The sequence below is a fragment of the Aggregatibacter actinomycetemcomitans genome (genome assembly GCF_023518055.1).
GTDB classification, from domain to species: domain Bacteria; phylum Pseudomonadota; class Gammaproteobacteria; order Enterobacterales; family Pasteurellaceae; genus Aggregatibacter; species Aggregatibacter actinomycetemcomitans.
The window spans coordinates 278,593-300,779 of sequence record NZ_CP085096.1 but is presented as its reverse complement, the minus strand read 5'-3'; the positions used below and the strand labels follow the sequence as shown (position 1 = coordinate 300,779).

General features: G+C 40.2%; 18 protein-coding genes and 4 pseudogenes. 12 read left to right on the top strand and 10 right to left on the bottom strand.

Annotated elements, in window-relative coordinates; genetic code table 11:
- Positions 1 to 22: 22 nt before the first annotated feature.
- Positions 23 to 1,282 (top strand): murein hydrolase activator EnvC, encoded by a 1,260-nt coding sequence (gene envC / locus LIN98_RS01530; RefSeq protein ID WP_005571010.1) that lies wholly within the window; start codon positions 23 to 25, stop codon positions 1,280 to 1,282.
- Between the two features lie 5 nt (positions 1,283 to 1,287).
- Entirely contained in the window at positions 1,288 to 2,106 is an 819-nt protein-coding gene (locus tag LIN98_RS01525) for a divergent polysaccharide deacetylase family protein (RefSeq protein WP_390883557.1), read from the top strand.
- 11 nt (positions 2,107 to 2,117) lie between these two features.
- Here LIN98_RS01525 and LIN98_RS01520 read toward each other — a convergent pair whose 3' ends face one another.
- Complete coding sequence (locus LIN98_RS01520; protein ID WP_014167482.1) at positions 2,118 to 2,822, bottom strand: ATP-binding protein; 705 nt, start codon at positions 2,820 to 2,822, stop codon at positions 2,118 to 2,120.
- 135 nt (positions 2,823 to 2,957) lie between these two features.
- Here LIN98_RS01520 and LIN98_RS01515 point away from each other — a divergent pair, with 135 nt between their 5' ends.
- The 3 genes and pseudogenes from LIN98_RS01515 to LIN98_RS01505 all read left to right on the top strand — a co-directional run.
- Positions 2,958 to 3,620 (top strand): heteromeric transposase endonuclease subunit TnsA, encoded by a 663-nt coding sequence (locus LIN98_RS01515; RefSeq protein ID WP_005559213.1) that lies wholly within the window; start codon positions 2,958 to 2,960, stop codon positions 3,618 to 3,620.
- Positions 3,613 to 4,996, top strand: a pseudogene (locus tag LIN98_RS01510) (helix-turn-helix domain-containing protein). The gene LIN98_RS01515 and the pseudogene LIN98_RS01510 overlap by 8 nt, the downstream one beginning before the upstream one ends.
- A pseudogene (locus LIN98_RS01505) lies at positions 4,996 to 5,154 on the top strand (TniB family NTP-binding protein); the annotation flags it as partial. The pseudogenes LIN98_RS01510 and LIN98_RS01505, both read left to right, overlap by 1 nt.
- Here the strand turns inward: LIN98_RS01505 and LIN98_RS01500 are convergent.
- The 3 genes and pseudogenes from LIN98_RS01500 to LIN98_RS01490 form a co-directional block, all read right to left on the bottom strand.
- Entirely contained in the window at positions 5,097 to 6,542 is a 1,446-nt protein-coding gene (locus LIN98_RS01500) for a hypothetical protein (RefSeq protein ID WP_233443966.1), read from the bottom strand. The pseudogene LIN98_RS01505 and the gene LIN98_RS01500 sit on opposite strands and share 58 nt — an antisense overlap.
- Positions 6,503 to 7,621 carry a TniQ family protein gene (locus tag LIN98_RS01495; protein ID WP_005548211.1) on the bottom strand — a complete coding sequence of 373 codons (1,119 nt, stop codon included), beginning with the start codon at positions 7,619 to 7,621 and terminating at the stop codon, positions 6,503 to 6,505. The genes LIN98_RS01500 and LIN98_RS01495 overlap by 40 nt, the downstream gene beginning before the upstream one ends.
- Positions 7,579 to 8,253: pseudogene (locus LIN98_RS01490) on the bottom strand (TniB family NTP-binding protein); the annotation flags it as partial. The pseudogene LIN98_RS01490 and the gene LIN98_RS01495, both read right to left, overlap by 43 nt.
- A gap of 247 nt (positions 8,254 to 8,500) precedes the next feature.
- Between LIN98_RS01490 and LIN98_RS01485 the strand changes: the two are divergent.
- The gene (locus LIN98_RS01485; protein WP_019518360.1) at positions 8,501 to 8,719 is read left to right on the top strand and encodes a hypothetical protein; all 219 of its coding nucleotides are present in this window, start codon (positions 8,501 to 8,503) and stop codon (positions 8,717 to 8,719) included.
- A 135-nt stretch (positions 8,720 to 8,854) separates the two neighbouring features.
- Here LIN98_RS01485 and LIN98_RS01480 read toward each other — a convergent pair whose 3' ends face one another.
- The gene (locus tag LIN98_RS01480; protein WP_005591951.1) at positions 8,855 to 9,163 is read right to left on the bottom strand and encodes a helix-turn-helix domain-containing protein; all 309 of its coding nucleotides are present in this window, start codon (positions 9,161 to 9,163) and stop codon (positions 8,855 to 8,857) included.
- A 41-nt stretch (positions 9,164 to 9,204) separates the two neighbouring features.
- Between LIN98_RS01480 and LIN98_RS01475 the strand changes: the two genes are divergently transcribed.
- The 4 genes from LIN98_RS01475 to LIN98_RS01460 are packed head-to-tail and all read left to right on the top strand — an operon-like array spanning position 9,205 to position 12,423.
- Positions 9,205 to 10,785 carry a recombinase family protein gene (locus LIN98_RS01475; protein WP_005559219.1) on the top strand — a complete coding sequence of 527 codons (1,581 nt, stop codon included), beginning with the start codon at positions 9,205 to 9,207 and terminating at the stop codon, positions 10,783 to 10,785.
- Entirely contained in the window at positions 10,727 to 11,218 is a 492-nt protein-coding gene (locus LIN98_RS01470; protein WP_233443964.1) for a ParB N-terminal domain-containing protein, read from the top strand. The genes LIN98_RS01475 and LIN98_RS01470 overlap by 59 nt, the downstream gene beginning before the upstream one ends.
- Complete coding sequence (locus tag LIN98_RS01465; RefSeq protein ID WP_233443963.1) at positions 11,190 to 11,576, top strand: hypothetical protein; 387 nt, start codon at positions 11,190 to 11,192, stop codon at positions 11,574 to 11,576. Before LIN98_RS01470 ends, LIN98_RS01465 begins: the two co-directional genes overlap by 29 nt.
- Positions 11,569 to 12,423 (top strand): ParB/RepB/Spo0J family partition protein, encoded by an 855-nt coding sequence (locus tag LIN98_RS01460; protein WP_005559223.1) that lies wholly within the window; start codon positions 11,569 to 11,571, stop codon positions 12,421 to 12,423. Before LIN98_RS01465 ends, LIN98_RS01460 begins: the two co-directional genes overlap by 8 nt.
- 118 nt (positions 12,424 to 12,541) lie before the next feature.
- On the opposite strand, the gene LIN98_RS01455 is transcribed toward LIN98_RS01460, so the two are convergent.
- From LIN98_RS01455 to tssI, 3 genes and pseudogenes are all read right to left on the bottom strand, one after another.
- On the bottom strand, positions 12,542 to 12,826 hold the full coding sequence (locus LIN98_RS01455) for a hypothetical protein (RefSeq protein WP_019518356.1): 285 nt from the start codon (positions 12,824 to 12,826) through the stop codon (positions 12,542 to 12,544).
- A 418-nt stretch (positions 12,827 to 13,244) separates the two neighbouring features.
- Complete coding sequence (locus LIN98_RS01450; protein WP_005559226.1) at positions 13,245 to 13,760, bottom strand: Imm15 family immunity protein; 516 nt, start codon at positions 13,758 to 13,760, stop codon at positions 13,245 to 13,247.
- Positions 13,761 to 13,763: 3 nt separating this feature from the next.
- A pseudogene (gene tssI / locus LIN98_RS01440) lies at positions 13,764 to 19,212 on the bottom strand (type VI secretion system tip protein TssI/VgrG).
- A gap of 271 nt (positions 19,213 to 19,483) precedes the next feature.
- Between tssI and LIN98_RS01435 the strand changes: the two are divergent.
- Positions 19,484 to 20,143: a DNA adenine methylase gene (locus tag LIN98_RS01435; RefSeq protein WP_005559230.1), complete on the top strand. Its 660-nt coding sequence runs from the start codon at positions 19,484 to 19,486 to the stop codon at positions 20,141 to 20,143.
- Positions 20,144 to 20,158: 15 nt separating this feature from the next.
- On the top strand, positions 20,159 to 20,986 hold the full coding sequence (locus tag LIN98_RS01430) for an 8-oxoguanine DNA glycosylase (protein WP_005559233.1): 828 nt from the start codon (positions 20,159 to 20,161) through the stop codon (positions 20,984 to 20,986).
- Here LIN98_RS01430 and LIN98_RS01425 read toward each other — a convergent pair.
- Both LIN98_RS01425 and LIN98_RS01420 read right to left on the bottom strand, forming a co-directional pair.
- Positions 20,924 to 21,607 carry a nitroreductase family protein gene (locus LIN98_RS01425; RefSeq protein WP_005593449.1) on the bottom strand — a complete coding sequence of 228 codons (684 nt, stop codon included), beginning with the start codon at positions 21,605 to 21,607 and terminating at the stop codon, positions 20,924 to 20,926. The genes LIN98_RS01430 and LIN98_RS01425 overlap by 63 nt on opposite strands.
- Positions 21,591 to 22,187 (bottom strand): 7-cyano-7-deazaguanine synthase, encoded by a 597-nt coding sequence (locus LIN98_RS01420; protein WP_005559235.1) that lies wholly within the window; start codon positions 22,185 to 22,187, stop codon positions 21,591 to 21,593. Before LIN98_RS01420 ends, LIN98_RS01425 begins: the two co-directional genes overlap by 17 nt.

Genomic DNA, 22,187 nt, shown 5'->3' with positions numbered 1-22,187 from the left:
TTATGAAAAGGGAAGGCAGGTTATGTGGCAATTATATGAGATAAAACGTAGGAGGAAATTCCTTGTGGGCAGAGTACGTATAAAAACACTTGGAATTTTCACCGCACTTTTATGTGCCGCGCCTTCCGTTTTTGCCGCGCAGCAGGATTTGTCGAAAATCCACCAGCAGATTAAGCAACAGGAACAAAAAATTGCTTCGCAGAAAGCCGAGCAACAAAAGTTGCAATCCACTCTGAAAACACAAGAAAACCAAATCAATAACGTGATCGGGCAGTTGCGTCAAACGGAATCGGATTTGAAAGCAATCCGTAAAAATATTAGCGATACCGATAAGCAAATCAGGCAATTACAAAAGCAGGAAAAAGAACAAAAAGCGAAACTGGCGAAGCAGTTGGATGCTGCTTATCGTTCCGGCGTCAATCCTTCCGTGGCGGAGCGGATATTGTCCGATAAGGGGCAAAATGCGGAGCGTATGAAAGCGTATTACGCCCATTTGAATCGGGCGCGCATGAAGCTCATTGCAGAGTTACAGGATACCCGGGCGCAGTTGGCGAAACAAAAAGAAGCTATCGCCGAGCAACAGAAAACCCAACAATCGCAGCTTGCGGATCAGAAAAAGCAACAGCAGGCATTGCAGAAAGTTCAGCAGGAGCGCCAATCGACTTTGAGTCAGCTCAATCATAATCTGACCCGTGACGAAAGCAAGCTGGAAGCACTGAAAGCCAATGAAAACGCTTTGCGTCAGGAAATTCAACGGGCGGAACAGGCGGTGAAACAACAAGAGCAACGTGAGCGCGAAGCGTTGGCGCAAAAACAACGGGCGGAGGAGACCAAAACCCATAAACCGTACAAGCCGACGGAGCAGGAAAAACGTTTGTTAAGCAGCACGTCGGGCTTAGGCGCACCGCAGAAACAATATGGTTTTCCGGTGGCGGGCAAAGTTGTCAACCGCTTTGGTTCGACCCAAATGGGCGAACTCCGCTGGAAAGGCATCGTCATTGCCGCCGGCAGCGGCACGCCGGTAAAAGCCATTGCCGACGGGCGGGTGATTTTAGCCAACTGGTTGCAGGGCTATGGCTTGATGGTGATTGTGAAACATGGCGACAGCGATTTAAGTTTGTATGGGTATAATCAATCCCTGGCGGTGAAAGAAGGGCAGTTGGTGAAAGCCGGACAAAAAATCGGCGAAGTGGGGAGCAGTGGCGGGCAGTCAAAAACTGCACTGTATTTTGAAATTCGTCGCAAGGGCGTTGCGGTCAATCCGGTAGGTTGGTTACGATGAAATTGATGAGCGTAAAAACGCTGATTTTTCTTACCGCACTTCTATGGTTGCCGGTTGCTTATTCTGCCAAACTTGCCATTGTGATTGATGATTTGGGCTATCACCCGAAAGAAGATGCACAAATTCTTGCTTTGCCGAAAGCGGTTTCCGTAGCAATTATTCCCGCTGCGCCTTATGCCAAACAGCGCAACCAACAGGCACACCAGCAGGGGCGCGACATTTTGATTCACATGCCTATGGAAACTGTCAGCAAAATGAAAATTGAAGACGGCGGTTTGCATTTAGGCATGAACCAGGAGGAAGTGAATCATCGTGTACAAACGGCAAAAAAGATTGTATCTCACGCCATTGGTATGAATAACCACATGGGTAGCGCCGCCACGGCGGATGTGCCGTTAATGACCAAATTAATGACCGCACTTCGAGAGCGTCATTTATTTTTTCTGGACAGCCGTACCATCGGGCGCAGTGTGGCGGGTAAAATTGCCAAAGCGCAGGGCGTGCTGGCGTTGGATAGACATATTTTTTTAGATGACAGCAATGATCTCGCCGACGTGCAACGTCAGTTTCGCGCCGCCGTACAATACGCGCAAAAGCACGGCACTGCCATTGCTATCGGGCATCCGCGTAAGAATACCATTGCCGTCTTGCAAGCCGGCATTATAAACCTGCCGTCGGATGTGCAGTTGGTCTCTATGGGCAGTTTATGGCGTAATGAAAAGGTTATTCCGCCGAAACCGTTTATTTTCTTATTTAGTGAAGCCGCTGCACCGACTTCCGTCCCACCTTATGAAAATGTGCCCTTACTGCGTGGTGTGCCTTAAAATTTTGCGCATTACGCCGAGTTTTTCGCCAATTTTTGCAACAACCTGTCCATTGCCCGATAACCCAGAGCTTCGGCCAGATGGCACTGGTTGATGTGTTGTTCTCCATCTAAATCGGCAATGGTGCGGGACACTTTCAGTATGCGGTGGTACGCTCGTACGGAAAGCCCCAGTTTAGTCAGGGCATTTTCCAGGAACTGTGCGTCTTTGTCGGTTAGTTTGCAGTCCCGTTCGATTTCTTTGCTATTTAAATGGGCATTAATTTTGCCGGCGCGCTGAAGTTGAATGGCACGGGTTTTCAGGACTTTTTCTCGCACCGTTGCGCTGGATTCGCCACGATCGCCGCTATTTTGTAAGCTGCCTTGTGGTAATAAGGGCACTTCAATGGATAAATCGAAGCGATCTAAAAAAGGGCCGGATAACCGATTCAGATAACGCATAACTTGTTGTGGTGAGGTGCGATTATGCGTGCCTTGATAATGCCCTGTCGGGCTGGGATTCATCGCGGCAATCAGTTGAAATTTTGCCGGAAATTGAATCTTGGCGTTGGCGCGGGAAATAATAATTTCGCCACTTTCCAATGGTTGACGCAGCGCGTCCAGCACTTTGCGTTCAAATTCGGGCAACTCATCTAAGAAAAGCACGCCATTGTGAGCGAGGGAAATTTCGCCCGGTTTGGGGATCGTGCCGCTGTCAAAGTTACAAATAAGTGGCATAATCGGCAAAACTTAGAACGATAGAATAAGGCTTTAGCCTATTTTTTTACCCTTAGAAGATACTATTTAATGGCACAAAAGCTACAAATAGCTGTCAAAATATATTAAAAGATACCAATAAAGGTCAAATTATTCATGAAAACAGAACCCATTTTCCAACAGGTTCGTAAGATCAAACCAACACGCCTTAGCGTATCAGGTTTACTCCCTTTTAAAGATGGAGTAAGCATTCCTTACGAATCTACGCTTGAGCGAGATCTCTTGCTTTATTTTACTTATATGCCTGCGGTAGAGGAAATCATTTCTCAACCTGTTCGCATTCTGTTTGTGAAAAATAGAATGACTTATCCTTACACGCCTGATTTCTTTATTCGCTTCAATGATGGACGACCATCGCTTTTGATTGAAGTAAAACCGAAATCAAAATGGCAGGAACATTGGCGTGATTGGAAAGAAAAATGGAAAGCGGCAATGGCATTCAGCAAAAAGAACAAGTGCATCTTCCATATTTATGATGAAGATAGAATTCGTCACCTTGCGTTATTCAACATTAACGCGGTTCAACGTTACAAACGATTACAGTGCGATCCTGAAGATATTGGAGCGATACTTACTCAAGTTAAGTTACACGGTGGTACCACGATAGATTTTCTGCTCTCTCGCCTTTTTACAGGTTCACTTTATCGAACCAAAGGGTTACAGATTATATATCACTTATTAGCAACCAAGCAGCTTACTTGCAACTGGTTTGAACCATTATCTGAATTTACCGAAGTTTGGGGGTATTCAAATGACTAAAGGATTTATTCATCCTCGCTATCACGGTCGATTAGAGCGTGGTCGTCTCATTTTGCAAAAAGGCAACGTTTATGTAAATCGTGAAGATGGCGAACAATATGAACTGATTGAGTATTTAGATGAAGATGCACAAGTGATGATCCGAAATCTTCATACTCGCCAAAGTAAAATTTCCAGTATTCATCAGCTTGAGAATTTAAAAGTGAATGAACGCGAAGATGTTTCTGTTGATTTAAGCGCAATCAGCGATGAATACTGGGAAAAAGCGTTAGAAAAATACGAAATGATTAAGCCGTTGCTTAATTATGAACAACATTGCCCTGCTTCTGTAAAAGAACGAGCAAAAGAAGTTGGAGTGAGTGATCGAAGTTTATATCGTTGGATTCAAGCTTACAACTCTCTCGGCTCTATCGCTGGTTTAGTCAGTCGTAAGCGTGGCTGGGCGGAAGGTAATTCGCGTTTAAGCAAAGAACAAGATGAGTTGGTGACAGCGGTTATCAATGAGTTTTATCTACATAAACAACGCCCAACGATTGAGCAGACGATCCGTGAAGTGCAGCGTGTCGCCAGTCAAAAAGGGCTTGATAGCCCAAGCCGTCGCACAATCCGACAACGTATTTTGCGTATTTCAGAAGAAGAAAGATTGCGTAAACGCGGGCAGAAAGAGAAAGCGAAAAATAAATTTACGCCGAAGCCAAACAGTTTCCCTAACGTAGATTTTCCTTTAAGTGTTATTCAAATCGACCATACGCCTGTTGATTTAATTATTGTAGATAACCAGTATCGTAAGCCGATTGGCAGACCTTACCTAACGTTGGCAATGGATGTATATAGCCGAATGATTACTGGGTACTATCTATCACTTGATGCACCGTCGGTAACATCGGTTGCAATGTGTAACGATTGATGGTTTACGTTACTACGATGTGGCACTCAATATGTACATCAATGATTCCGATGAAAACGGTAAGAGCAAGGAATTTTTATTCCGTCGAGATCCTCGTAATATCGGCAAGATTTGGTTCTATGATCCGAAGTTGAAACATTATTTCCCGATTCCGTTTGCCGACCAGTCTTTACCTGATATGAGCATTTGGGAATACAAACAAGTTCGTCATTTCTTGAAAGATAAAGATGAAAAACTCATTCACTCGCAGCAGATCCACGATGCATTAACTGAAATGCGTGAATTGGTTGAACAGTCTGCACAGCGGACGAAGAAAGCTCGGAGACAGGCTCAACGGCAGAAAGTCCACGCGAAAAGTAAGGTAGTGATCCCAACAAGTTTACCCGAAAGCAAACCAACAGAAACAGTCAAAACACCTGCTTCTAACTTGCTTTTAGATAATGATTTCACGTTTGGAGATATTGAATAATGGAAAAACAATATGAGTATGTTCACGAAAAATTCCGTCATTTAGTGATTGCAAGCAATCAGGAACGGATTGAGTTTTTAGATGAACCACGTTGGGTAGGTTATGCCGTTGCAAATAAGATCATTGATAATTTGGTTTCCTTAATGAATAAGCCGAAACGCCCTCGCATGTTCAATTTGTTGGTAGTCGGTGATTCTAACAATGGTAAAACGACGCTTAAACTATATAACACAACGGAAACTAGCTCCATTTGTTCTTTTTCAGTTAAATAAGCTTGTTTATAGAGTTCAATTAATCGCTGAGAACAATGTTTTTTAAGCTGTTTAGCTCTAATTTGCTGAATCAGTTTACGGTCGATTTCAAGCTCTCGGTGGTACTCCGATTTTAAATGATTGATAAAGCCTGTTATAGCTGCCGTTTGACCTGATTTTTCCACAAGATACTGGTTTAGTTGGTCTTGTGTTGGGTAGTCCGTAATCTCGTTAGTACTGATTAAGTCTATCGCAGGCTGCAAGGCTAATCGTACTGATTTAAGTGAGGTTTTACCCTCATCACATCGCCGTTGTAATTTCTGATAATAGCTTGCGATACAAGGTATAGATTCTTTAAGTTTGTTAAAAAGAGCCTGTATGCGTTCTAATTCCGCTAAATCATCTTTTAGCGTTTTATCAACGGCAACTTGATTCGTATCAAGCAACCAGCGTAATACAGTTAAATTGGCACGTAACCCATTTGGTTTAAAGTGTGTTACCAATTCCGCATAATCAGGAATTTTCTGCCAAATATCATCACAATCAATGAAGAAGCGCATAAAATCTGAGCCTTTACGCAAAGCAACGCCGATACCACACTTTCGCATATACCAGAAAATGAATTTCTTATAGGCGGTTTTTATTGCTTTATTGCGAAAGATATGAATATTCAACCGAATCATTTTGAATAACAGGGTTCGTCTTGCACAATCGGGGCAAACATTGCCATAGCCTGATGGCATTTCACCTTTGCATTTCGGGCAAGTTGAAAGTAACTGTTCGTCACATTTCTTGCACAACTGTTTCTCTTGGTTATGAACCTTACGATAACGACGACAATTCTTACAAGTTGCAAAAGTATATCGACGATAGCACTGCAAACAGACCGATTCATTCGTCACGGGTGAACGGTATCTATCGCGTGTCATTTTACCACATTCTGAGCATTCTATTTCCTCTCGAAAATAACGAGTGCAAGAACAACATACCGCACCGTAACGACTTATCATACCGATTTCAAATGTACCAGCTTCTTTACCACAGCGTACACAATCCGTTAATTTTTCGCATTCAAGACAAAGTTTGCCATCACGGTGAATACGTTTGAGTTGTCCGCATCGCTTACAAGTTTTTTGTTTAAACCATTGTGCGTAGCAATTCGCGCAATAATATTCTTTTTGGAACTTGCGTGTTACTTGAGCTTTGCCACAAATAGAGCAACTATTTCTCTTTTGAGAACGGATCTTGGTGATTTTCATGCTGTGATTTTTAGCCGTCGTTTTAAGCGCTCCCATTGACGGTTTAGACTTAAAACAGAATCGGTCTTAGGTTTATTGGTTACTGTTTTACGGCTTACAGTTTTGCCTTCAGGTGCATATTTAAAGAGTATATCAAGCTCCATAGGATACTTTTCAAAGTCGAACGCCTTTTGTGTTATACCGCTTTGTTGAATAGCTTGAATAAAATCCTTACTTGGTAATTTTAGAATTTTAATCGCGTTTACCAATAGATTCTTGCGCTCTTCAACAGGAAGCTGCTCAAATGCAAGGGCGGTTTTGGTTTGGCATATTTCCGCTTGAGAAATACCACATTCTTCCACAAATTTTGCAAAAGCGTGAGTAGATTTTACGACCGTAGCACGCCGAATAAGATTGATGAAGTAACGCAATATAGCAAAGTACACTTGTGCATTCACACGTTTCCTGAAACATTCACCTGAGTTAGTCATAAATACGTTATTAAGTGTTTCCATTGTTGCAATTTCTACTTCATTAAGCGGTGTTGTAACAACCTGTAATTTCTCACCACATTGATGACAGTAATTTAAGTGTCGTTTTTCTGCGGAAAGCAAATGAGGTTGATACAGTTCGCCACAACAAGGGCATTTAGATTCAAGTAAAACTTGATGTTTCGAACAACCAAAATGCCACGCAAAACGCCATTCATTACGCAAATAAGGTGTTTCCCCTAAACAACAAGGACAATAAGATTGACCGACACGAAAAGTGCGATTACGCGAACCTCTTGAAATCACCCACTTCGCTTGACCTTTAATAAGGGTGCTTTCGCCATTAATCGGTCTCAATACGGAATAAAGCGAATGGTTGACTAAGTTTACCTGTTGATTAAACGATAACGCCCTAATATCTTCATAAATCTGCGGTGCAATCGGTTCAAACCCTCTATCTAAATCATATATCCATAGTCGCCACTTATCCCAATAAAATCCAGTAAATGTAATCGGCTCTGTACCACAATCTAAGGCGGCACGAATGAGCCACGAACTGATGCTTTCATTGAGGTAAAGCGGTGTTCGAATAATCCTTGATTTTATCCGATAATTTTTCGTAAGCCCTGCGTTGGTTGTACCCATGAATTATGCTCGATAATATCTAATGTAATTTGCTCTGTTCCTGTTGTAATCGCTTCAATGGCGCACGCGGTTAATAAACGATGTACATTCCCTAAATTACCCCCTGAAATCGTATGAATTTTTGTCGCTAACTCTGGCGATTGTAGATTAGAGCATTTTTTCAATGGCAAAATACCTTGAAATTGGAAGAGTAATTTTTGAAAATCCTTATCTAATTTCCATGTTGGCAACTCTGCTACATCAAAACGACTGGCGTGTTGCGGATCGGTGTGTAAAACACGAATTGCATCTTTTGTGCCTACGCCTACAATCGGAATCTGCAACTCATTACATAGCATCTTAATCGCATTCATCACTTGGCGTTGCAAACGCGGTGTCCCCACAAGCAACGAATGGAATTCGTCAATAATCAGCATTTTCACCTTGTACTCACGGAATAAGTGAATCGTCTGATAACGCAATTTAGCTACGCTATCCGTTGGTCGATATGGAACATAAAAACGCTCCAGTAACGAGATATAAAGCTCTTTTTCATTTGCACTCGGCGGTGCTTCTGCCAAAATAATGGGGCGTATACCGTCCGACTGGCTGTCCACGAAAGGTATGCCGTACAAATCATAAAAGTGTCGAATACACAACATTACAATTAAAACGCCAAAACGAAAGAACATCATCAAAATTGATCAAGTTGCCTATTATCGTTACGAAAATAGGGATTATTTTTTACCACAGGACATTTATAAGCATATAACCTAGAGTTTTTGACTTGAAAAATATCATTTTTGCGATCTGAATCACAAAATTACTTCCTAAACCTATATAGAGAGAAAATTACCGATAAGCTAATCTCTATTATTAGCACATAAATAGAGGTTTATTATGCAAAAATTACAGTTATCGCTTAAAGAACAGTTCAGATTATGGCTTGAAACAGAGCAGGAAATAGATGAAATACTAGCTATAGTAAAGATACCTTGTATTTTATCTAAGTTAGATAGTAACTTGGCTGTTGTGTGTGGGAATAGGCTAGAAAAACGTTACTTATATAAATGGATTAAGTATTTTCGTATAGACCGTGTAATTGGAAACGTTTTTTAAGATCTGCTAAATTATTATATTATTATTTTTAATTTCTAATTGAAAAGGCTTTTTCAAGGTTGTTTAAATTTTTAGTTTCTGTTTTAGAATGAAATAAGTGACTTTATTTTGATAGGGAACTCTCGTTCCCTACTTCTATAGCTTATTTAATAAATTCGAAATAATTAGTTTCATCATATCTATATCAATATATTGCTTTCCTGAACCAGATATTTGCCAAACATATTTTCGAATATGTGCAGAGAGATACATTAATTTTATAAGGTAAATACCGTTGGGGAACCTTTCATTTCTTAACCACGCTTTTACTGTTCTTTCGCATACACCTAATTTCTTCGATAACTCAAGTGTTGACCAGAACTTTTCATGCATTTCTTGCCGAAGTTCGATGATAAAATCTTCTCTGAAATTTTTGGGTAAAATCTTACCCGTTGTGTGCAACATAAGGTTCTCCTTTTCCGTTATAGTGACTGTGGAGGTGAAATATGGAATATAAAAATCTTGCTGTTGCTTATATCCGTATGTCTACGGAGCATCAGGAATTTTCACCGGATATACAACGTCGCTTCATTCAAAAATATGCTAAGGAACAAGGGCTTATACTCACTAGGGAATACCTAGATGAGGGAAGGAGTGGATTAAGCGCAGAAAAACGTCCTCAGTTTTTATCACTCATTAATTTTGTACAATCCGGTAATGCTGATTTTTCACATATTCTTGTTTATGACATTAGCCGATGGGGGCGCTTTCTAAATATTGATGAATCTGCACATTATGAACAAATTTGTTCAAAAATGGGGATTAAAGTGCATTACTGTGCAGAACCTTTTAAGGGAAACGACATTGGTTCTCAAATTTTTAAAGCGGTAAAACGTTGGTCTGCCGGAGAATACTGTCGTGAGCTAGGTGAAAAAGTTTTTAATGGGCAGAAGAATTTGATTGAGCGCGGATTTCGTCAAGGTGGACCAGCTGGATTTGGGTTAAGACGCCTATTATTAAGTGCTGATGGTTCGCCAAAATTTGAACTAAAAACGGGTGACAGGAAGAGTTTGCAGTCGGATCGTGTCATTCTTATTGCGGGTCCTGAATTTGAACAGAAAATTATTTTACAAATCTATCACGATTTTATTTACAGACATAAAACGGAACGACAAATTGCAGATAGTTTAAATGCCCAAGGTATTTTAACAGATAGAAATACACGGTGGACTAAAGGTGTAGTCCATCAGATTCTAATTAATGAAAAATATGTAGGGCACAATGTTTGGAATAAATCTTGTACATCAAAGACGGGGAAGTTACGTGGTAAAAATCCAGAGTCTCAATGGGTAAGAGTTGAAAATGCTTTTGAAGCAATTATCCCACAACCCTTATTTAATGCAGCACAAGCCATTATTCACCAACGCTCAATAAAACTGACTGATGAGGAGATGTTGGACAAACTTCGAACATTGCTGAAAGTAAAGGGAAAGTTATCTGGTTTAATTATTGATGAAGCAGAAGATTGTCCATCAAGTAGCGCATATAGTAGTCGATTCGGTAGTCTGATCCGAACTTACGCAATGATTCACTATGAACCGGAGCGTGATTACCACTATGTTGAAATTAATCGATTAATGCGTCAACAATATAAGAAAATAGTTCAACAGGTACTTAATGAAATTATTGCATTAGGTGGACGTGTATCTATCGCTCCTAATGATCTTCTAAAAATCAATGAAGAATTTACCGCCTCTCTGGTTGTAAGCCCTTGCCGACCAACTACAAGGGGTAATAAACGCTGGATGATTCGTTTTGATACCGGGCTTGAACCTGATTTAACTATTGCAGTTCGTCTTGACGAAGATGCAGAAAACATTATTGATTATTATTTATTTCCAATGAAGGGGAGAGAAAGTAATAAATTGAGATTGGCGGAAAGCAACCCGGCTGAACTTGATATTTATCGATTTTCTAACTTGGATCGTTTCTTCATTATGGTAGAACGTATCTTATTAGGAGTTCATTATGGATATTCAAACTATTCCGATAGAAGATATTCGGATTATCAATCCAAGAACGCGTAATCGAAAAATCTTCGCAGATCTTGTAGAAAATATTGCGTCTGTTGGTTTAAAACGACCAATTACAGTCTCAAAGACGTCTGATGGTTATAACTTACTATGTGGTCAGGGGCGTTTAGAAGCCTGCAAACATCTGGGCGAAAAAGTTATTCCCTGTCGAGTTATTGAAGTGAGTCAAGAAGAAAGTTATCTCATTAGTCTGGCAGAAAATATTGCAAGGCGCAAACATACTAATATGGAATTACTTTCTGGAATTCGTATTTTAAGTGAACGTGGGTATCGAACATCTGACATAGCAAGGAAAGTTGGCTTTGATACGACTTATATAAGCGGAATTATTCATCTTCTTAAGGTAGGTGAAGAAAGATTGATTAATGGCGTAGAAAAAAGGTTACTTGCCTATTACTGTGGCTATCTCTATTGCACGAGCGGATGATAAGGAGACTCAGAAACAACTTACGGAATTATATGAAAACGGTACATTAAAGCAGTCAGATATTACGAAAATTCGTAATATTATGCATCGTCGGAAATTAATAGGTAAAAGAGCAAATACTGCTATAAAAAACTCAGTTTATAGCCAGAAAAGTATCATAAATATTTATAAAGAGGAGACTGACCGACAACAGAGAATGATTAAGCAAGCTGAGTTCGATGAAAGCCAATTATTTGTCTTAATTTCCTGTCTTAAAAAGTTATTTAATGATAAGGTTTTTCTGCTTCTCCTGAAATCTGAAAAACTTAATGATATACCAAAAGATTTGAGTGAGCGTTTAAGGGGGAACTATGCCTAAAAATATTACTTACGCTTTTCATAATGAATTAGTGATGTTACCACTCGATGTTATTATTTCTTCTCACCCTATAGATAATAAACTTGAGAAAAGTGTTAAGTTTCAGAGTATTTTTTCTTCTATTCAGGAAATTGGTATTATTGAGCCACTTGTTGTTTATCCTGACAACGGACAGTACCTATTACTTGATGGACATTCTCGACTTCATGCATTAAAAATGTTAGGTATGACGGAAACATTATGTATGCTTGCTACTGATGATGAAGGTTTCACCTATAACAAGCAAATTAATCGACTTACCGCGATTCAAGAACATAATATGATAATGAAAGCTATTGAGCGTGGTGTATCTGATGAAGCAATTTCAAGAACACTTAATATAGATATAAAAATTCTTCGTCAGAAAATGGCAATGTTGAAAGGGATTACTCAAGAAGTCTCCGAGAAGCTTGCTAATAAACCCGTTGGTAAAGAAATTTTCCGAATTTTACGAAAAATGAAACCAGAACGGCAAATTGAGGTAGCTGATATGATGTTAGCTAGTAATAAATTTACTGTAACGTATGCTAATATGATGTTACTCAGCTCTCGTAAAGAAGAATTGGTTGAATCACACAAGCCTAAAGCTACATCAGAACTTGCTGACATAGCCATTATGCAGAAGGAAATGGAGCGCCTAAAGGAAAACTATAAAATTTCTGAGGAAAAATTAGCTGATCTAAAACTTAGTCTAATTGTAGCCAAAGGCTATGTAAACAGACTTCTTAACAATGTCGTTATCTCAGAATTTCTTGAGAATGATAAGAATGATATTTATCTTGCTCTGAAAGAAGTTTGTGAGAAATAAGGCAGCCATGGTAAAAGAGTCTGTTTTTTACTAGGCCTTTTACTATGGCTGGGATGTACTTTAAAATAGTGATTTATCAACTAGTTGGTGTCTATTGACGTTAACTTATGTTTCTTTTCTAAGAAAAAATACTCTTCAAAAAATTATTAATCTCTGAAGTCGTTAAGTGAGAAATAAATTCAATATCTATATTTTTATCATCCCCCATGATTTGAACAAGTCCTGTAGAATCAAACAACATCATTATCCCACCTCCTGAGTCTTTTAAGCAAGAAAAGTCGTATCCATCTAAAAATACGCCTTCATCGATCAAACAAACCACGATACCTTTATCTAAAGGAGACGAGTTTTTCCAATAAACAAGATCACTAAGAATTATATTTTTATGGGTAGCATGTTTCATGAGAATACCTTTTTAGTTTACAAATGGCTCAACGGGCACCATTGCAGGAGTTCATTGATGTGGTTTTTAATACATACTTTTGTTTAATCCAAAAACATTTACAATTTGGATAAAGCGCTTGATTTGACTCAATTTAAATATATTATGGTGAGAACCATATACTCCATGCTTTGTTTTATCATCAGGAATAACATCAAGAGGACGATATCCTATTGTTTTAGGAGGAACTATTTGTACACTCCATATATTGTAGAAATCTACCATCTATGATCCCTACACAGAATTTGCAGTAATCTGCAAATCAACTTCTTAGCTTAACGGTTTTGAAGATTTTGTTTATCCTGAAGATAAGTGAGTTGATTAACTTAGTAGGAACCTTCGACAACCTAGTTATTAACTTAATTAATAGGAAATAATATTATTCTTTATTTAATAAAAATACTCTAAAGAATTCACCACCAAAACCATCATCAGATTTAGAATAAACAATCTTAAATGTATCGATATATCCAAGTTGTTCTAAGGAATTTTTTAGCCATAACATCTGATCTAAATTTACTTGCGGTTTTTCCTCAAATTTTTCTTTATATTTTGTTTTTGAAATACATATATTTGGTATGTTAAAACCATATAAGTCAGATAATTCTAAATCAGGATATGTTATACAGAAAAAAAGATCTTTCCTTTCTTCCTCACTTAACACCTTTCTCGCCATCAGCTTGATATTATTAAGATAAAACAAAGCCACATTTAAAAAGAAAACATCAAAATCCTTTTTAGAGAAAGTCTCTAGAAAAATATCTTCTCTTCCCTTTTGGGTAATAATTGGTATTTCCTCAAATTCAACAGGATATTTTAAAAAATCTATAATATTCTTTTCTTGATAAGATTTTTCAAGTTTTGCTAATTTATTTAATAATGTTAAGCTCTGCATCTTTTATACTCCTTTCCAGCCGTAACAAAATAGAAAATCTTTATCATCTTTAGAGAATGGTGGCATTCCACGATGTTTATCATGTACCGTTCCATCTACATTAAGTGCTGCATCATTGTAAGCATGGGCATGATATTGGGAGCCAGGAACTGATTCTTCAGGTCTATCAATTCTTTTTATCCCCTTAGGTCCTCTACGATTAATATTAACTATATTTCTAGCCTGAGCTGGTGTTCCAGTCCCCCACTTCTTACAACGTCTTTTGCGTTCTTTTTCACATTTAGACGCTTCAATTTCTGCGGCAGATTGAGCCTGAGCCTTATCATACTCTTCCTTAGCATCCATTATACCTACGCCAATAAGAATGCCCGCCATAGCTGTACCGGCATAGGCTAATCCTTCCAAAATCCAAGGTGCCGCAAGTACTGGTGCAAATAATCCCAGTGGATCGGTTTGATTCTGTACCGCGCCCTCAAACCTATATAGGTTATTCCCTCCGGCAAGCCCAATCGGATCCTGCTGTGTAAAACGCCCAATATACGGGTCATAGTAGCGGAAGAAGTTGTAATGTAAGCCGGTTTCTTCATCAGCATACTGGTTTTGTAGGCGGAACGGTTGGACGTTTCTCGCTTTCCCGCTCAATCAGGTTATGCGCCGGGTCAAAGGCGAAGACTTCATTGCCGGTCATGGTCAGTTGACCGAGTTTGTCGTAATAGTAATCCTGATTGCCCATGCGTAAATCACGGCTTTGTATTAGGTTGCCCACCTCGTTATAACGATAAGTTCGATTGACAAGGGCTTGTTGGGTTGTTTGCTGCTCCAGCGTCGCTAACTGTTCTTCTAATCTGCCGATAGCGTCCAATTTGACCAGTTTGCCTTGTGTACGCGAGACTTCACGGTGCAGTTTATCTCGGGTGATGTCGCTGATTAAGCGGTCGTTGAATTTGATTGTGGATAAGTGCCCGCTACCATAGTAGTGATAATCAATCTGTTCACCATTCGGCAATTTGGTTTTCAATCGGTTGCCGTTAGCGTCATAGGTATAACGCATCACTTGGCTGTGGTCGTTTTTATCTGATAAATGATGTTCAATGACTCTGCCTACATTGTCGTAAGTAAAGTGTATTGTCGTTTGCTCATCCTCTAACTGACTTAGTCTGCCGAGTTGGTCATAGTGATAGCTCGTTTGTTGGGTTTGACCGTCAAACTGTTGAATCTGTTCGGCAATGACTCGACCCAGTTTATCTCGTTTAAATTCGGTGGTACGCAACACCTGTTTATGGTTATCCGTACCGAATTCCTGTTGGGTGGCCAGTTCACCTTTTTCGTTGTAATGATAAACGGTTTTGCGGTTGTCAAAGCCGATTTCGGCGGTTAAACGGTTCATCGGGTCATAATCGAAGCGATAGGTGACAAGGTTTTCATTGGTGAGTTGAACTAAGCGTCTGGCGTTGTCGTAGGTGTAAGCAAACGTGTGACCCAAGGCATTTTTACGGCTAACCGGTAAATCATCGACGCTATACTCATATTCGGTTTGGTTACCTTTGCCGTCGGTATAGGTGATTAAACGTCCTGCGGTATCATAAGTAAACTGTTCTTGGCTACCGTCTGCATAGGTTGTTTGAATGAGCTGATGATTATTGTTATAGATGTAGTGTGTTTTTTGACCCAATGCGTCAATGACGGTGGTGAGTAAACCATCATCGTTGTATTCCAATTGAGTTATATTGCCGGAGCAGTCAACACGGCTTGCTAACTGATTGTCGGCGTTATAGTTAAAGGTGGTACGGTTGCCTAATGGGTCAATCATGGCTGTGCGTAAGCCCTTATTGCTATATTCGAACTTGACGCTCTCACCTAACGCATTGGTTGCTATAGTGAGGTTCCCGATACTATCATAGACATAATGACTTTGATTGCCCATGACATCTGTTTGGGCAACTAAGCGACCGTTATTATCGTATTGATATTGCTGTGCCAATTGGTCTGGGCGTGTGATTTTTATCACTTGTCCCTGTTCATTGTAGACATAGCTTGTTGTTTTGCCAGCACTATCGGTTTGACTTAATAAGCGTCCGAGATTATCTCTTTCCATGATAGCTTGGGAGCCGTCAGCAAACACTCGTTTCACGATTTCTTGGTTATTGTCAAAATGATACTGTTCAATCCGCCCCAGGCTGTCAGTGATTTGTGTATAAGTCGGATGATATTCAAACTGCCAGCTTTCATCCAAGTTGGTTGTATTGCGTAAAACTTTGCCTTTAGGGCCGTATACATCATATTTATAGTAAGATTCTAAACCTGACGCATTACGGTGTGACACCATGATATGGTTATGATAACCGAATGTACGGACAATGGTCTTTTGTGAGTCTAATACTTCAACCAAATCGCCTTCTGTATTATAGCGATAATGTACCAATGGGATTCGTTGCTGGTCTTTTTGATGCTCAATAGAGACTAAACGCCATAGTGGACTCGTGTCAGTTTTGTCTTGAGTGAGATTTTCAAATGCAAAATAAAATTCTCGTCCGTTACCGTCAGTAACCTTTTGGAGTAGTCCCGTTTGAGTATCATAATCAAAGCGCTGTTGATTACCGAAGGCATCTTGAATTGCGGATAATACATAAGCTTGATATGTTTCGGATAATGAACGGAATACAAGAGATAGACGTTTATCTAAAGAGGCGATAATAATTTCGCCTGATTCATTGTATTGAATCCAAATTTGTTCAGCCTGATGATAAATTTCTTGGCTTCCTGCGGTTAGTGCAGGAAGTAACAGTTCGCGACCTTGTTCATCAATATAAACCAAGCCGCGTGTTTGTCGTTCAATACGCTGACAGCCCGGTACTGACCAACCTTGTCCTAGCCAACCTGTGCCCATTTGGTCGGAATAATAACTACGAGACCAAACTAATGGCATTAATCCCGCAAAGGCGAAATCCACTTCATTAGTAAGTAATTTTAATCCAAGAATAGGGTTGACCGGTCGACCCACTGCGGTAGCTGCTTTACAAGGAATGGATTCGTTTGTATTGGCCGAACCATTTGCTCCGGCTCCAGCAAAAGCTCCAACTCCTCCGTTAAAGCCACTATCATCTGTGTTATTGTCAGAATTCTCAGTCTCAGCACCACTAGAATCGTTACCACCAGAAGCGCCACCACCGCCACCTCCAGAACCGCCACCAGCACCACCGCCACGAGCACCTCCGTCGCCACCGTCATCCGAAGCCGGCGCAGAATCAGCTTCAGCACTCGATGTCGCCGCCCCACCCGGATTCAAGTCAATGAGCTTACCATTAATACACACCGACTTCCCTTCCAGTTGAATATTCCCGTTCTTAAATAGGGTAAGACGTGCACCGGCGGTCTCAAATATCACATTATCCGCCTTGGATGTCATTGACACCGGACCGTTATTGGCGATTAACTGATAATCCTTGCCTACAGTAATGATTTGCGCCTCGTCAATGGTTTGGGTTTCCTCTCCCGCCACTTCTTTATAACGGGCTTTGCCGACACTAACTTTCTGTTCGCCTTTGACGGTTTCTTTGTGATTCCCGCCCACATTAGTGGCACGGTCATTGAGCACTAAGGTATTCATATCCCGCTGAGCCTGGAAGTCCAAGCGTTGTTTACCCTGCTCATCTTCCATCATCATCCCATTATAACCACCGCCCTTATAGGTCTGTGACATCAGATGCATCTGGGTTTTGTTTTGTGGTAATTTGGCCGGCAACGGCATATTCGCATGGTAGGTTCGCCCGGTGACTATCGGCTGGTCGGGGTCGCCTTCTAAAAAGTCTACCATCACCTCATGACCGACCCGAGGAATCGCCACCATCCCCCAGCCTTTACCCGCCCAAGGTTGGGTTACCCGCACCCAACAAGAACTGTGGTCATCATACTTGCCTTCCCTGTCCCATAAGAATTGTAACCGCACCCGTCCAAAGTTATCGGTATAAATCTCCTCCCCCTTCGGACCGGTCACAATAGCCGGCTGCGGTCCTTCTACCAACGGCTTGGTGCGTTGTAAGGGACGCCAGGTCTGGTGGCGTGGTAAGCATTCAAAGGCGGCGGTTAAATGGGTGCCGCGTTCACCGGCTTCCCCCTGAGCCCCCTGCGCCTGTTCGGCATGATAGTGCACCTGGCTTAATTGCCATAAGGTATTAAAGGCGGCATTAGGATGACTCTGTAAGTTAATTAAACCACCCGCCATTAACAACGGACTGTTACTCTCCCCGCGTCCGCTATGGGCATCACGACGTAAGCTCTCCAACCGATAACGGCTATATTGTTTACCCCGTCCGTCTTTAAAGCGCCCCGGAAAGTCATAATGCTCATACATGGCACGTTGCGCCTCAAGGTCTTTGGCTTCTTCCGTGAAAGTGGCTTCCCACAGAGGCTTTTTAAAGGTGTAGTCTTTTAACACCGCCTGAGACACCCGCACCCGTTCACTGTGGGCAAAGCGACTAAGCGTGTTTTCTTGTAGTTGGGCGTTTTTATTGGGGTTGTAGTTTAAGGTGATGGCTTTTTCGTTGTTTAATGTGGAGGCATCATCACTGATAACCAACCGGCTTTGTTCATCAAAGTAATAGAACAGCCCTTCTTCCGCCGCCAAGCGTTCAAAGAAGGCTAAGTCGGTTTCACGGTATTGCACACAGAACTCGCGCTCGGGGTGGGAGTCACGTAGCATAAAGCGATAGTCGGTGACTTTATTTTCATCAAGCAGGGTAGCGAGAATGGTTTGCAGGTCTTTTTGTTGGAAGATGCGGGAATTTGAACGCAGTCCCAAACGCCAAAGGGTAGGGCGCAGTTGCAAACGATAGAAGGTGTTATGAAAACCGCTGTCACCTTGTTCAAATTGGTTGACAATACCGGTGAGGCGTCTTACCTGTTCGCCATCTTGCCAGAACGTGAGATAAGCCTCATTGTCCAACACGGCGACAAAGGGAATGGCATCATTCTTACTGCTGAGTTCAAGATGTAGCGTAAAAGGCTCGCTGTAACCATCCCATAAATCAAAACCTAATACTTCAAAGCTGTCAGACGATACGCCCGCCGAGTGAAAAGTGAATTGCAGACCGCTTGGAGAACGCCCAAGTAAAGCTGATAAGGCATCCTGAACGGACGGTGTACCACCGACTTCACCGCCGATACCGACGAGTGGCGGCTTTTTGCCCCATTGTTGAACCCGTTGAATCACCTCTTTGCCAATCGCCACACCCTGTTGTACCTGAGCCACCCGTTCCTGAACCCGTGCCGCTCGTTTTGTCAGTTTCTTATCACCGGTAATTGCCGCCACCGGCTTGATTTTACCGGCAAGGGAGGCAACATCATTAAGCGTAGGAATGGAAATGCCGGAAGAGGATTTAGCTGTTTTTTCAACCGCACTTTTGGTGCTTCCTGATGAGGCAACAAGTGTTTTGGAATCCGAGCGTAATGTCATGGGGTTATCCTTATGAGGCCATTAAATTTTTGTTGGCTAGTATGATTTATATGTGAATATGAAACAAGTTTTATACTCTAAAATCTAGATTTATTTGAAGGTGGTGGTTCAAAATCCTACAACGCCGTAAAAACACATTTAATGTGATAAGCATATTTTTTCGCTTCAAACATCATTAGTGACAAATTCCCTAGCACCGAATGAGCCCCTAAATATTTGACATCATCTTCAATTATGGAGATAATTATTTTAATTGGTAGACGGAGGGAATATGACATATCCAGGTGGAAAAGGTAAATGTTTCCAAAAAATCATTAATTTAATGCCTCCGCATGACGTATATATTGAAACTCATCTTGGTAGTGGTGCAGTACTACGAAATAAAAAACCAGCACTAAAAAATATTGGAATAGATCTAGATTTTGATGTTATTCAATCATGGATTGGTTATTCTCCTGAAAATCATAAGTTTTTTAATAATGATGCATTGGCGTTTCTAACTAAGTACCTGTTTACTGGGAAAGAGTTAGTATATTGTGATCCTCCATATGTTCTTTCAACTAGAAGAAGACAAAAAATATATAAATATGAATACACTGATGAGCAGCATGGGGAGTTATTGGATTTATTATGCAAAATTCCTTGCATGGTTATGATTTCTGGATATGAAAATGAGTTATATGATGAGAAATTATCGCTTTGGAGAAAAGAAAAATTTTTTTCTAAAACTCACAATGGAGTGAGAGAGGAATGTGTGTGGCTTAATTTCCCCCCTGCTGACAAACTACATGATGCTTCTTTTTTAGGAGCTAATTTTCGAGAAAGATATACTATCAAAAAACGCCTTAATCGTTTGATTCAAAAATTTGAGTTAATGGATCCGATTGAGCGAGATTATATTTTGGAAATACTTAATAAAAAATATATCTAAAGTAGGTTTATAAAAATGAAACAAATAGCAGCTGTTTTTTCAGATAGTTCTTGTATGCAGTTATTATCCCTCCCCGCCCCAGAGAATGAGGTTCTTCCAGGTGTAGTTTGGGGGAAAATTGAACAATTTCCTTCTCCAGCCTATTGGTATTACCGAGTATTATCTAACCGAGAATTAAATAACACTCCCAAATACCGGCTGGGAGAATCATTTATTGAAGAAGTATGCGCTTGTCTTTTAGGTGGGTATGGTATACCTGCATATGTTGGTTTGGCTGCGTTTCACTACCTCAAATCTCAGAATGTATTTTCTGATATGCCAACAGATAAAGAAGTTATTTTTAACTTGCTGTCTAAACCATTACAAATTAATGGAAAAAAAGTTAAATATCGTTTTGCAAAACAAAAATCATATTATCTCGCTGAAGCTCTAAAATTTCTGAAAGAAACCAACCCACCATTTGGTAATGGTAAACAATTAAGAAATTGGTTATTACAAATACAAGGAATTGGTTATAAAACGGCGTCTTGGATAGCAAGAAATTGGCTTGATGCTGATGATGTTGCTATCTTAGATGTCCATATATTAAGAGCGGGAAGGGTAGCGAAGTTTTTTGATACTAATTTAACAGTTGAAAAAAATTATTTAAAGTTAGAGGAGCAGTTTTTAGAATTTGCCCAAGCACTTGGGGTGCGTACTTCAGAATTGGATGCTACTATTTGGTATGATATGATGCTGACAACAAATATATTTAGAAAAAGAAAGAGTACTCAGGCACTATCATGGGACAGTATTTCTACCGAAAATAGCAACTCCCACTCCAAACAAATTAGATTGTTCTGATAGTTTGCTTACCCATGGCTCGCCAGTAATTCCTAAGGGGCAGAATGACATGTTTAGGTATGTAGCAGCCATATGTAATCCACATAGTAGGATGCCTGAATCTCTCCAGATTAGACTATCTGGGTTGTCATATTTCGCAGCTGTTTTCCCGTATTCAGCTCCCAGTAATACTATTGTTCCATCTTGAACATCCACTATGGTATTTACCTCGTTTCTTATCGTATTTATATTAATTTCTGATTGAACAGCATTCAGGGTAAAGCTAAAAGGGTCAAATCTTAACAAATTTTTGTGAAGATGCGATATTAAGAAGATATGAATAGGATGTATCGCTCCTGCTGATGGAATAGGCCTTTTGGATAATAAAAAACCATATTCACTGTTAGATAAAGATTTCACGATATTGGTTAGGTATAAAATATTAGCAATATCTCTAAGTTGTATCTCTGAAAAAGTATAATTAGAACATCTACTAAGAATTACTTGTTGAAAGTCAATTTTTTCTTCAATTTGCACATATTGATAGAGTGAATATGCAGTTTCCTCATCCCAAGTAATTGGCATATACGGGATAATGCTTTTTTTGGGAGTGGGTATGCCTAAATCAGTCCATTTTTTCATAAATATGACTCCATACCTCAAAATATTTATTACATCCTCTACACTTACCGCAAGCTATATTAGACTTATGACAGCTATGTGCCCATGAGAGAAATGATTTCGGGACCCCCGATGTTATTATTAATTCCTCCGTTGTCAAATGAATGGCTGGAGCTTTTATTCTTATGTATCCTTCTTGCATACTTACAAGATGATCCATTGCATCTATAAATTTGGGACTACCATCAATGTGGTAACTATCAGATTTCACACTGCCTATCCATAACTCATCTATATTTAATGAGATGGCCTTCATCGCTGCTAATGTTATTAACATCTGATTCCTATATGGCCACCAATCGGTAGACGGAGCATTTACATTTTGCTGTATCCCTAATAAATCTCCTGAACCTAGAGCAGAGAGATCAACATTAATAATATGGTGCTCAATTTTTAATTCTTCACATATTTTCTTTGATACGGCTATTTCTGTTTTTGCTGCACGTTGCCCATAATCTATTGTGAACGCTACATTTGGCCTTTTCCACCAAGCTAGACTAAGGGAGTCCATTCCTCCGGATAATAAGATCGCGGACTTCAT